General features: G+C 59.8%; 7 protein-coding genes. All 7 read left to right on the top strand.

What is annotated here, in order from left to right; all coding sequences use genetic code 11:
• Nucleotides 1-27: 27 nt before the first annotated feature.
• Nucleotides 28-1,230, top strand: coding sequence for a TadE/TadG family type IV pilus assembly protein (locus HGP17_RS22460; protein ID WP_348648983.1), 1,203 nt, complete (start codon nucleotides 28-30; stop codon nucleotides 1,228-1,230).
• Nucleotides 1,231-1,529: 299 nt separating this feature from the next.
• A complete protein-coding gene (locus tag HGP17_RS22455; RefSeq protein ID WP_168812675.1) occupies nucleotides 1,530-3,992 on the top strand; it encodes a glycogen/starch/alpha-glucan phosphorylase in 2,463 nt (820 codons plus the stop codon).
• Complete coding sequence (glgB, locus tag HGP17_RS22450) at nucleotides 3,989-6,196, top strand: 1,4-alpha-glucan branching protein GlgB (protein WP_168812674.1); 2,208 nt, start codon at nucleotides 3,989-3,991, stop codon at nucleotides 6,194-6,196. Before HGP17_RS22455 ends, glgB begins: the two co-directional genes overlap by 4 nt.
• Nucleotides 6,197-6,222: 26 nt before the next feature.
• Nucleotides 6,223-7,485, top strand: coding sequence for a glucose-1-phosphate adenylyltransferase (glgC, locus tag HGP17_RS22445; protein WP_168812673.1), 1,263 nt, complete (start codon nucleotides 6,223-6,225; stop codon nucleotides 7,483-7,485).
• A gap of 3 nt (nucleotides 7,486-7,488) precedes the next feature.
• A complete protein-coding gene (gene glgA / locus HGP17_RS22440) occupies nucleotides 7,489-8,931 on the top strand; it encodes a glycogen synthase GlgA (RefSeq protein ID WP_168812672.1) in 1,443 nt (480 codons plus the stop codon).
• 4 nt (nucleotides 8,932-8,935) lie between these two features.
• Entirely contained in the window at nucleotides 8,936-10,564 is a 1,629-nt protein-coding gene (locus HGP17_RS22435) for an alpha-D-glucose phosphate-specific phosphoglucomutase (protein WP_168812671.1), read from the top strand.
• A gap of 194 nt (nucleotides 10,565-10,758) precedes the next feature.
• On the top strand, nucleotides 10,759-12,729 hold the full coding sequence (gene glgX, locus HGP17_RS22430) for a glycogen debranching protein GlgX (RefSeq protein WP_168812670.1): 1,971 nt from the start codon (nucleotides 10,759-10,761) through the stop codon (nucleotides 12,727-12,729).
• The last annotated feature ends 18 nt before the right edge of the window (nucleotides 12,730-12,747 follow it).

Here is a 12,747-nt window from a genome sequence, read left to right as displayed (position 1 = left end):
GTATTCACCCTTCTCCAGCAGGCGGACATGATGATCTCCGGTTCGGATATACTTCGTTCCTTCAAAAAAATTCTAAGCGACAAAGCTGGAAACTTCGGCATCATGACAGCGTTGGCGATACCCGTTCTGGCCGCCGCCAGCGGCGTGGCGATCGATGTCACCAACATGTCGCTGATGCGCAGCCAGCTGCAGGAAGCCTCCGACGCCGCCGCCCTCGCGACCGCAACCGCGCTCGCCAACGGCACCGCCACAACGTCGAATGCTCAGGATCTCGCCAATAATTTTGTGCTTGGCCAGATGGCGAATTACATCGGCAACGATGCCAACGCCACCGCTGCCCTCAAGGCTGGAACTTCGACCACCGTCACGTCAGCCGCCAACTCTTCCGGCGGCACGAGCTATTCCGTCGCCGTCAAGGCATCCTACAACATGCCGGTCAACGGCATGAGCAAGCTGCTGGGGCTGCAGACGATGGCGATTGCCGCCACGAGCTCGACGACCAGCGGCACAGCCATTCAAAAGAGCGCGCTGTCGATGGAAATCGCGCTCGACAAATCGGGTTCGATGCTACTGAACACGGAAGTCGTCGACACCACCCAGAACAGCTGCATCCAGTACTACACAGACGGCGTCTACCTGTATCAGTATAAAAACCCCATCAGCCCCTGCTACATCAAGAAAATCGCCGCGCTGAAAACGGCCGTCGGCAATCTTCTCGATCAGCTCGATGCGGCCGACCCCAAGTCGCAATATGTGCGGACCGCCGCCATTGCCTGGAGCAGCCAGGTGGATAGCTCCAGCAACCTCGATTGGGGAACCAAATCTACACGCAGCAACGTTGTCAGCGGTTTGAATGCCAATGGCGGCACCGAGTCGAGTGCGCCGATGACGCTTGCCTATAATAGCGTAAACTCGACCGGCGAGGCGACGGAGCAGGGAAAGAAGGGCAATGCGACCTTCCAGAAATTCATCGTTCTGATGACGGACGGCGAAAACAACGCCACGAGTTCGGACCAGAAAACGCTGGACACCTGCAAGGCTGCAAAAGCCGCGGGCGTGCAGATCTACACGGTGGCCTTCATGGCTCCGACTCGCGGTCAGTCCCTGCTGCTTAGCTGCGCCTCGAGCCCATCCAACTATTTCGATGTGCAACAGATGTCGGATCTTGTTGCCGCCTTCAAGACGATTGGCGCCCAGGCATCGAAGCAATTGACGCTGCTCAAGAAATAAGCATGTCGCCAGCGACAACCCGGCAACCATGAATACACACCAAAGAAAAAAGCCGCGCGAAACGAGTATCGCGCGGCTTTTTCGTGTCTTCAATCGTCGGATAAGAGCCCGAAACATTATCGGAATCAAGTCTTTTCCCACGATTGGGAATTGTTTGGCCGCTATTTTCGCATCTGCGCAACTCGAATGTTGCAACTGCTTTACATCAGTGCGTAAACTGCTAGTGAAACGGATAGGCAGTTTGATTTATTCAGGCATAACACTCTGAATATAAAACACAAATGGCGAGACTTGATAGTATGAATAACCTGACGAAGGCCGATCTTCCCGTTCCGCCGCCCCGCAGCTCCCGTCCTGAAATCCTTGCGGAGGAAATCATCGAGCGCCTGACCTATCGCATCGGCAAGGATGCGAAAGTGGCCAAGCCGCACGACTGGTTGACCGCGACGATCCTCGTTATTCGCGACCGTGTCATCGACCGATGGATGGAATCGACCCGCAAGGCCTATGAGACCGGCGCCAAGCGCGTCTACTATCTATCGCTGGAGTTCCTGATCGGTCGCCTGATGCGCGATGCCGTGTCAAATCTCGGCCTGATGGAAGAGATCACCAACGCACTTGCCTCGCTCGGCGTCGACGTCCGCGTCATTGCCGGTCTCGAGCCTGATGCCGCTCTCGGCAACGGCGGCCTTGGCCGTCTCGCTGCCTGTTTCATGGAATCCATGGCGACCGTCGACGTACCGGCTTACGGCTACGGCATCCGCTATGTTCACGGCCTCTTCCGCCAGCAGATGGCCGATGGATGGCAGGTGGAATTGCCGGAAACGTGGCTCGCCCACGGCAATCCCTGGGAGTTCGAGCGTCAGGAAAGCGCTTATGAAATCGGTTTCGGCGGCGGTGTCGAGACAGTGGCGAGCACCGACGATCAGCCGCGCTATGTATGGAAGCCGGCCGAGCGCGTCATTGCCGCAGCCTTCGATACACCCGTCGTCGGCTGGCGCGGCAAGCGCGTCAACACGCTGCGTCTCTGGTCGGCACAGCCGATCGACCCGATCCTGCTCGACGCCTTCAATGCCGGTGACCACATCGGTGCGCTGCGCGAAAGCAACAAGGCCGAAAGCCTGACCCGCGTCCTCTACCCTGCCGACGCAACCCCCGCCGGTCAGGAACTGCGCCTGCGCCAGGAATTCTTCTTCTCGTCGGCCTCGCTCCAGGACATCCTGCGCCGCCATCTGCAGCAATATGATGATCTCGGCAATCTCGCCGACAAGGTCGCGATCCAGCTGAACGATACGCACCCGGCCGTCTCGGTCGCCGAGATGATGCGTTTGCTGGTTGACGTTCACGGCATGAACTTCGACAAGGCCTGGGACATCACCCGCAACACCTTCGGCTACACCAATCATACGCTGCTGCCGGAAGCGCTCGAAAGCTGGCCGGTGCCGCTGTTCGAACGTCTCCTGCCGCGCCACATGCAGATCATCTACGCGATCAATGCGAAGATCCTCGTGGAAGCCCGCAAGGCCCGCAACTTCAACGATGCGGAAATCCGCTCGATTTCCCTGATCGACGAAAACGGCGACCGCCGCGTGCGCATGGGCAACCTTGCTTTTGTCGGATCGCACTCGATCAACGGCGTCTCGGCGCTGCACACGGATCTGATGAAGGTCACGGTCTTTGCCGACCTGCACAAGCTCTATCCGGACCGCATCAACAACAAGACGAACGGTATCACGCCGCGTCGCTGGCTGATGCAGTGCAATCCGGGTCTGACCAACCTTGTCCGCGAAACCATCGGCGATGCGTTCCTCGACGATGCAGAGCAGCTGAAGCCGCTGGATCAGTTTGCCCGCGACAGCGCCTTCCAGGAGAAGTTCGCTGCCGTGAAGCGTGCCAACAAGGTGCAGCTCTCCAATCTCGTCGCCAGCCGGATGGGCATCAAGCTCGACCCGAGCGCGATGTTCGATATTCAGATCAAGCGCATTCACGAATACAAGCGCCAGCTTCTGAACATCATCGAAACGGTGGCGCTTTATGATCAGATCCGCTCGCATCCCGAGCTAGACTGGCAGCCGCGCGTGAAGCTCTTCGCCGGCAAGGCGGCACCGAGCTATCACAACGCCAAGCTCATCATCAAACTGATCAACGACGTTGCGCGCGTCATCAACAACGACCCCTCGGTGCGCGGCCTGCTGAAGGTCGTTTTCGTGCCGAACTACAACGTCTCGCTGGCGGAAGTCATGGTTCCGGCCGCGGACCTTTCCGAACAGATTTCGACCGCCGGCATGGAAGCCTCCGGCACCGGCAACATGAAGTTCGGCCTCAACGGCGCTCTGACCATCGGCACGCTCGATGGCGCCAATGTCGAGATGCGCGACAATGTCGGCGAGGACAACATCATCATCTTCGGTCTCAAGGCCGATGAAGTGGCCAGCCTCCGCAGCGACGGACACAATCCCCGCGCGGTCATCGAACAGTCGCGCGAGCTGTCGCAGGCGCTGAATGCCATCAACTCGGGCGTCTTCTCTCCCGACGACCGCAATCGCTATTCCGGCCTGATCGAGGGTATCTACAGCCATGACTGGTTCATGGTCGCAGCTGACTTCGACGCCTATGCCTCGGCGCAGCGCGAGGTCGATATTCTCTGGTCCAATCCGTCCGAATGGTACGCGAAGACGATCAACAATACCGCACGCATGGGCTGGTTCTCGTCCGATCGGACGATCCGCCAATATGCCAAGGAAATTTGGAGAGCCGGATGAAGAAGCCGAAAAGACCCGCTGACAGCACAAGCTTGAGGGACATTTCGGCAGACGACATTGCTGCAATTCTCGCAGGCACCCATTCGGATCCCTTCGCCGTCCTTGGCGTACATCGGGTGGATGAGGGGTTTGTGGCCCGTTGCTTTATTCTGGGCGCTGAAGCCGTTACCGCAACGGCTTTGGACGGCACCGTCATCGGCGAGCTGGATTGCCTGGACACAGCAGGCTTCTTTGCCGGCGATGTAAAACTGACCAAGCAGCAGCCGGTGCGCTATCGCGCCCGGCGCGGCGATGCCGAATGGGCGGTGACAGACCCTTATAGCTTCGGGCCCGTGCTTGGGCCGATGGACGATTATTTCGCCCGCCAGGGAACGCACCTTCGCCTATTCGACAAGATGGGCGCACATCCCATCAAGCACGAGGGTGTCCAGGGCTTCCATTTCGCCGTCTGGGCACCGAATGCGCAACGCGTATCGGTCGTCGGCGACTTCAACAATTGGGACGGCAGGCGACATGTCATGCGCCTGCGCTCGGATTCGGGCATCTGGGAAATCTTCGCACCGGATGTTCCGGCAGGCGTCGCCTACAAGTTCGAAATCCGCGGCCAGGACGGCGTGTTGCTGCCCTTGAAGGCAGATCCTTTTGCTCGCCGAAGCGAGCTGCGCCCCAAAACCGCTTCGGTGACAACAAACGAGCTGAGCCAGGTGTGGGAGGATGCGGCCCACCGCGAGCATTGGGCAAGTGTCGATCAACGCCGCCAGCCCATCAGCATCTACGAGGTACACGCCGGCTCATGGCAGCGCCGGGACGATGGCTCGATGCTATCCTGGGACGAATTGGCCTCGCGCCTGATCCCCTACTGCTCCGACATGGGCTTCACCCATATCGAATTCCTGCCGATCACCGAGCACCCCTACGACCCGTCCTGGGGTTATCAGACCACCGGCCTTTATGCGCCGACTGCCCGCTTCGGCGAACCGGAAGGATTTGCCCGCTTCGTCAACGGCTGCCACAAGGTCGGCATCGGCGTCATCCTCGATTGGGTGCCCGCACATTTTCCGACCGACGAGCATGGTCTTCGCTGGTTCGACGGCACGGCGCTCTACGAACATGAAGACCCGCGCAAGGGGTTCCATCCCGATTGGAACACGGCGATCTACAATTTCGGCCGGACAGAGGTTCTCGCCTATCTGCAGAACAATGCGCTTTACTGGGCCGAAAAATATCATCTGGACGGTTTGCGCGTCGATGCCGTCGCTTCCATGCTCTATCTGGATTACTCGCGCAAGCACGGCGAATGGATCCCCAACGAATATGGCGGCAATGAAAATCTCGAGGCGGTTCGTTTCCTCCAGTCGATGAACGCGCGAGTCTATGGCGCCCATCCGGGTGTCATGACCATTGCCGAAGAGTCCACCTCCTGGCCGAAAGTCTCGCAGCCTGTCCATGAAGGCGGCCTCGGCTTCGGCTTCAAGTGGAACATGGGCTTCATGCACGACACGCTGAGCTACCTCTCCCGCGAGGCCGTGCATCGCAAGTATCATCACAATGAATTGACCTTCGGCCTCATCTACGCGTTTTCGGAGAATTTCGTCCTGCCGCTCTCCCACGATGAAGTCGTGCACGGCAAGGGATCGCTGATTGCCAAGATGGCCGGCGACGACTGGCAGAAATTCGCCAACCTGCGCGCCTACTATGCCTTCATGTGGGGTTATCCCGGCAAGAAGCTTTTGTTCATGGGTCAGGAATTCGCCCAATGGAGCGAGTGGAGCGAAGAGCGGGCCCTGGACTGGAATCTGCTGCAATATCGGATGCATGAGGGCATGCGTCGCCTCGTGCGCGACCTCAACTTCACCTATCGCAGCAAGCCGGCGCTGCACGCTCGGGACTGCGAAGGCGAAGGCTTCGAATGGCTTGTCGTCGATGATTTCGAGAACTCGGTCTTCGCCTGGCTGCGCAAGGCGCCGGGCGAAAAACCGGTTGCGGTCATCACCAATTTTACGCCAGTCTATCGTGAGAACTATACCTTGCGCTTGCCTGCTGAGGGGCGGTGGCGCGAGATACTGAATACCGATGCCGATATCTACGGCGGCAGCGGAAAGGGGAACGGCGGGCGTGTTCAGGCCGTTAATGCTGGTGGCGGCATACAAGCGACAATAACGCTGCCGCCGTTGGCGACCATCATGCTCGAACCGGAATTTTGATATTATTACCGACAGGGAGGAATAAAATGGTAGAAAAACGCTTCCAGCCTCTGGCACGCGATGCCATGGCCTACGTTCTTGCTGGCGGTCGAGGCAGTCGGTTGAAGGAGCTCACCGATCGTCGTGCTAAGCCGGCCGTCTACTTCGGCGGCAAAACCCGCATCATCGATTTTGCCCTGTCGAATGCGCTCAATTCCGGTATCCGTCGAATCGGCGTCGCCACCCAGTACAAGGCGCACTCGCTGATCCGTCACATGCAGCGCGGCTGGAACTTCTTCCGGCCCGAGCGAAACGAAAGCTTCGACATCCTGCCGGCCTCGCAGCGCGTGTCGGAAACGCAATGGTATGAAGGCACGGCCGACGCCGTCTACCAGAACATCGATATCATCGAGCCTTATGGCCCGGAATACATGGTCATCCTGGCCGGCGACCACATCTACAAGATGGACTACGAATGGATGCTGCAGCAGCACGTCGATTCGGGCGCCCAGGTGACGATCGGTTGCCTCGAAGTGCCGCGCATGGAAGCCGTCGGCTTCGGTGTCATGCATGTCGACGAAAAGGACCAGATCATCGATTTCGTCGAGAAGCCGGCCGATCCGCCAGGCATCCCCGGTAATCCGGAGCTTGCTCTTGCCTCGATGGGCATCTACGTCTTCCACACGAAGTTCCTGATCGAATGCCTGAAGCGCGATGCGGCCGATCCGAACTCCAGCCGCGACTTCGGCAAGGACATCATTCCCTATATCGTCAAGAACGGCAAAGCGGTCGCCCATCGCTTCACGCAATCCTGCGTCCGCTCGGATTTCGAGCGCGAGGCCTACTGGCGCGACGTCGGGACGATCGATGCCTACTGGCAGGCCAATATCGACCTGACTGCGGTGGTGCCGGAACTCGATATCTACGACAAATCCTGGCCGATCTGGACCTATGCCGAAATCAGCCCGCCGGCGAAGTTCGTTCACGACGATGAGGACCGGCGCGGTTCTGCGGTTTCCTCCGTGGTTGCCGGCGATTGCATCATCTCAGGCGCCAGCCTCTACAACAGCCTTCTGTTCACGGGTGTCCGCGCCAACTCCTACTCCAAACTGGAGGGAGCCGTGGTGCTGCCGAGCGTGAAGATCGGTCGCCGCGCGCAGCTGAAGAACGTCGTCATCGACCACGGCGTCACCATTCCGGAAGGCTTGGTGGTCGGTGAGGATCCGGAACTGGATGCCAAGCGCTGGCGCCGCACGGAAAGCGGCATCTGCCTGATCACACAATCGATGATAGACAAGCTGGATTTGTAACCTATGAAGGTTCTCTCGGTTTCGTCCGAAGTCTTCCCCCTGATCAAGACAGGGGGCCTCGCCGATGTTGCAGGCGCCCTGCCTATTGCATTGAAGCCCTTCGGGGTCGAAACGAAAACGCTGATTCCGGGTTATCCCGCGGTGATGAAGGTCATCCGGGATCACGTCATCCGCCTCGAGTTCGCAGATCTTCTCGGTGAGAAGGCCAGCGTGCTGGAAGTGGAGCATGGCGGCATCTCCTTCCTCGTGCTCGACGCACCGGCCTATTACAACCGCACGGGCGGCCCCTATGTCGACGCCACGGGCAAGGACTATCCCGATAACTGGCGCCGTTTCGCCGCCCTTTCATTGGCCGGCGCCGAAATTGCGGCTGGCCGCCTGCCGGGTTGGCAACCCGATCTGGTGCATGCGCATGATTGGCAATCCGCCATGGTTCCGGTCTACATGCGTTATTATGCGACGCCGGAACTTCCGAGCGTGCTCACGATCCACAATATTGCGTTTCAGGGTCAGTTCGGCGCGGACATCTTTCCCGGTCTTCGCCTGCCGGCGCATGCCTTTTCGGTCGAGGGCATCGAATATTATGGCGATGTCGGCTTTCTAAAGGGCGGCCTGCAAACCGCCCATGCATTGACCACCGTCAGCCCTTCCTACGCGGAGGAAATTCTGACGCCGGAATTCGGCATGGGTCTGGAAGGCGTGATCGCCAGCAGGGCCTCGAGCCTGCATGGCATCGTCAACGGCATCGATGACGACATCTGGAACCCGGCAACCGACCCGATGATCGCGAAAACCTACGGCGCAGCGAGCCTCAAGGATCGCGCCGTCAACCGTCACCGAATCGTCGAGCATTTCGGCCTCGACGACGACGATGGCCCGATCTTCTGCGCCGTCAGCCGCCTGACATGGCAAAAGGGCATGGACCTTCTGGCAGGCGTTGCCGGCGAGATCGTGCGGATGGGCGGCAAGCTCGCTGTGCTCGGTGCGGGCGACGCTGCGCTGGAAGGCGCGCTGTTCGCCGCAGCCGGCCGCTATCGCGGCCGCGTCGGCGTGTCGGCCGGCTATAACGAACCCATGTCGCACCTGCTTCAGGCCGGCAGCGACGGCATTATCATTCCATCGCGCTTCGAACCCTGTGGCCTCACCCAGCTTTATGGCCTACGTTACGGCTGCCTGCCGATCGTTGCGCGTACCGGCGGGCTGAACGACACCATTATCGACGCCAACCACGCCGCCCTGCAGGCCAAAGTCGCCACTGGCATTCAGTTTTCGCCCGTCACCGCCGATGGGCTGCTGCAGGCTATGCGCCGGGCCATGCATCTTTTCCAGGATCGAAAGGTCTGGACGCAGATGCAAAAGCAGGGCATGAAATCCGACGTATCCTGGGGCAGGAGCGCAGAACGCTACGCCGCTCTCTACTCCAGTCTAGTCTCGAGAGGCGCTTAACCCGATGATTAAAACCGTATCCACCACCCCCTACGCGGATCAGAAACCCGGCACCTCCGGCCTGCGAAAGAAGGTTCCCGTATTCCAGCAGCCGAATTATGCGGAAAACTTCATCCAGTCGATTTTTGATTCGCTCGAGGGCTATCAGGGCAAGACCCTGGTGATCGGCGGCGACGGCCGTTACTACAATCGCGAAGTCATCCAGAAGGCCATCAAGATGGCCGCGGCAAACGGCTTCGGCAAGGTGATGGTCGGCAAGGGCGGCATCCTCTCGACGCCCGCAGCCTCCAACATCATCCGCAAGTACAAGGCCTTCGGCGGCATCATCCTGTCTGCCAGCCACAACCCCGGCGGCCCGACGGAAGATTTCGGCATCAAGTACAATATCGGCAACGGCGGCCCGGCCCCGGAAAAGATCACAGACGCCATCTACGAGCGTTCGAAGAGCATCGAAAGCTACAAGATCGCCGACTTCCCGGACATCAATCTCGATCGCATCGCCCGTGAAGATGTCGGCGGGATGATCGTTTCGGTCATCGATCCGGTCGAAGACTATGCGGCGTTGATGGAAGAGCTGTTCGATTTCGGCGCGATCCGTAACCTGATCAGCCTCGGCTTCCGCCTCAATTTCGATGCCATGAGCGCCGTCACCGGCCCCTATGCCAAGGAAATCTTCGAAATTCGCCTCGGCGCGCCGGACGGTTCCGTGCGCAACTTCCTGCCGCTGCCTGATTTCGGCGGGCACCACCCCGACCCCAATCTCGTTTATTGCAAAGAGCTCTACGACGAGATGATGGGCGACGATGCGCCCGATTTCGGCGCTGCATCGGACGGCGACGGTGACCGTAACCTCATTATCGGCAAGGGCATCTATGTCACGCCGTCGGACAGCCTGGCGATCCTGGCGGCCAACGCCAATCTGGCCCCGGGTTACTCGCACGGCATCGTCGGCATCGCTCGCTCCATGCCGACGAGCGGCGCGGCCGACCGCGTTGCCGAAAAGCGTGGCATCGGCATCTATGAAACGCCGACCGGCTGGAAATTCTTCGGCAATCTGCTCGATGCCGGCATGGCGACGATCTGCGGCGAGGAAAGTTCCGGCACCGGCTCCAACCACGTCCGCGAAAAGGACGGTCTTTGGGCCGTGCTGCTCTGGCTGAACATCCTTGCCGTGCGTGGCGAAAGCGTCAACGATATCGTCACCCAGCATTGGGCCACCTATGGCCGCAACTACTATTCTCGCCATGACTATGAAGGCGTCGACACCGATGCCGCCAACGGCCTGATTTCGGCGCTTCGCGAAAAGCTGCCGACGCTGCCCGGCAGCAAGTTCGGCGACCTCACCGTGTCCGCCGCCGACGACTTTGCCTATCACGACCCGGTCGACAAATCCGTCAGCCAGCATCAGGGCATTCGCATCATGTTCGAGGGCGGCTCCCGCGTCGTCTTCCGTCTGTCGGGCACCGGCACGACGGGCGCGACCTTGCGCGTTTACATCGAAAGATACGAGGCCGATTCGACCCGGCACAATATCGAGACGCAGGAAGCGCTCGCCGACCTGATCAAGGCAGCGCAGGATATCGCCGATATCAGTGGCCGCACCGGCCGCGATGCTCCCACAGTCATTACCTGAACCAACGATCCAAGCTCTTTCTTCCCGCTTCTGCGGGAAGAAAGATTGCCTGAGCCGCAAAGCAAAGCAGGGCTGGCCGCACAAGGGTCGCCTTTCGTTCAATGCGGCCGCATGATCTGCCGAACGCTCCGCTCCTCATCCGAGCCTTGTCAGCGGAGAGAGGACGCCATCCCCAGCGAGAAGGCCCGCGAGACATGTCAGAGCCGACAAGCCGTTCCCTTGGCGCCACCCTCACCGAAGCCGGCGTTGAATTTGCGGTCTGGTCCACACACGCCGAAAAGATCGAGCTGTGTGTCTTCGATGCCGAGGGCAGGAAGGAAATCGTGCGCCTCCCATTGACGCGCGATGGCGACGAGCACCGTCTCTTCGTCAAGGGCGCAAAGCCGGGTATGCGCTATGGACTGCGTGCCCACGGCACATACGACCCTGATCGCGGCCTCTGGTTTGATCCATCGAAACTGTTGGTCGATCCCTACGCGACCGAGATCGATCGACCTTTTCAATATGATCCTCGCCTGGGAATGGCCGGCGAAGACACTTGTGATCTCATGCCGAAGGCGATCGTCGCTTGCGATGTCGCCGTTCCACCAGCCAAGCCTTTGTTTCAGCCTGGTGGCCTGGTTTACGAAATCGCGGTGAGGCCATTCACCATGCTGCATCCGGATGTGCCGGAAAGGCAGCGTGGGACGGTGGGCGCTCTTGCGCATCCCTCGGTCATCGCGCATCTCAAGCGGCTGCATGTGGATGCGGTCGAGCTCATGCCGATTACCGCCTGGATCGACGAGCGGCATCTGCCGCCACTCGGCTTGACCAACGGCTGGGGCTATAATCCGGTGGGCTTCATGGCGCTCGATCCGCGTCTGGTGCCCGGCGGCATCAAGGAATTGCGCGAGACGGTCGCAGCTCTTCATGCCGAGGGGATCGCTATTATTCTCGATCTGGTCTTCAACCATACCGGCGAAAGCGATCGGCACGGGCCTACACTTTCCCTGCGCGGCCTCGACAATCCCACCTATTTTCGCCACCTGCCCGATCAGCCCGGCACGCTGGTCAACGATACAGGCACAGGCAATACGGTCGCCTGCGACCAGCCGGCAACACGCCGTCTCATCATCGACAGCCTTCGCCATTTCGTCGAGCATGCCGGCATCGACGGCTTCCGCTTCGATCTCGCAACGATCATCGGTCGCACCGGCAATGGTTTCGATCGCGATAGCGGGACATTGCGCGCCATGTTGACGGATGAAGTCCTGAGAGACCGCGTGATGATCGCCGAACCATGGGACATCGGCCCGGGCGGCTATCAGCTGGGAAATTTGCCGGCCCCGTTCCTCGAATGGAACGATCGCGCCCGCGATGACTTGCGCCACTTCTGGCGCGGTGACAACAGGGTCGGCGATCTCGCAACAATCCTTGCAGGCTCGTCCTCCATCTTTGGCCGCGAGGGACGCCCGCAGACGCGTAGCGTCAATTTCCTGGCCGCTCATGACGGTTTCACGCTGATGGATCTCGTCTCATATGCCGGCAAGCACAACGAAGCCAACGGAGAAGAGAACCGCGACGGCCACAACGAGAATTTCTCCTGGAACAATGGTGTCGAGGGCAAGACGGAAGACCGGGCGATCCAGGACAGGCGACGCACCGACATTAAAGCGCTGCTTTCCACGCTCTTTGCAACACGCGGCACGATCATGCTCACGGCCGGCGACGAAGGCGGCCGCAGCCAGCAGGGCAACAACAATGCCTATTGCCAGGACAATGCGATCACTTGGGTGGATTGGTCGAGCCTCGACGAGGCGTTGATCGGCCATACGGCATGGCTTGCCGGGCTGCGCCGTCGTTTCAGTGCTTTCGGCGATATGGAATTCTTTCAAGGCAATGGTGACGTGGTGTGGTTCTCCGCTGCGGGCGAGCCGATGACCGTCGCGGACTGGGAAGCCCAGAACGCCGGGCTGCTCGGCATGGCGATCACCACAAGGGATCGCGACAACAACCGTTCGACACGCCTCGCCATCGTCTTCAATCGCCACGCCGCTGACGCCGATGTTACACTGCCACATTCCGATCAGCACGGATGGTCTCTGCTGACTCCGGCCGAGGAAACGCCACCCCTCAAACGGTTCAGGCTTACAGCACGCTCTGTCAGTTTCCTTCTCGAGACCTGATCGCGGTTGAACTTTCTG

Source organism: Rhizobium sp. P38BS-XIX, assembly GCF_012641435.1.
Taxonomy (GTDB): domain Bacteria; phylum Pseudomonadota; class Alphaproteobacteria; order Rhizobiales; family Rhizobiaceae; genus Rhizobium.
This window is presented reverse-complemented; position numbering and strand designations above follow the sequence as displayed.

Coding starts and splice junctions, on each gene's coding strand:
- HGP17_RS22455 (WP_168812675.1), top strand. CDS start 1,530: ATGAATAACCTGACGAAGGCCGATCTTCCCGTTCCGCCGCCCCGCAGC.
- glgA (WP_168812672.1), top strand. CDS start 7,489: ATGAAGGTTCTCTCGGTTTCGTCCGAAGTCTTCCCCCTGATCAAGACA.
- glgX (WP_168812670.1), top strand. CDS start 10,759: ATGTCAGAGCCGACAAGCCGTTCCCTTGGCGCCACCCTCACCGAAGCC.
- glgB (WP_168812674.1), top strand. CDS start 3,989: ATGAAGAAGCCGAAAAGACCCGCTGACAGCACAAGCTTGAGGGACATT.
- HGP17_RS22460 (WP_348648983.1), top strand. CDS start 28: ATGATGATCTCCGGTTCGGATATACTTCGTTCCTTCAAAAAAATTCTA.
- glgC (WP_168812673.1), top strand. CDS start 6,223: ATGGTAGAAAAACGCTTCCAGCCTCTGGCACGCGATGCCATGGCCTAC.
- HGP17_RS22435 (WP_168812671.1), top strand. CDS start 8,936: ATGATTAAAACCGTATCCACCACCCCCTACGCGGATCAGAAACCCGGC.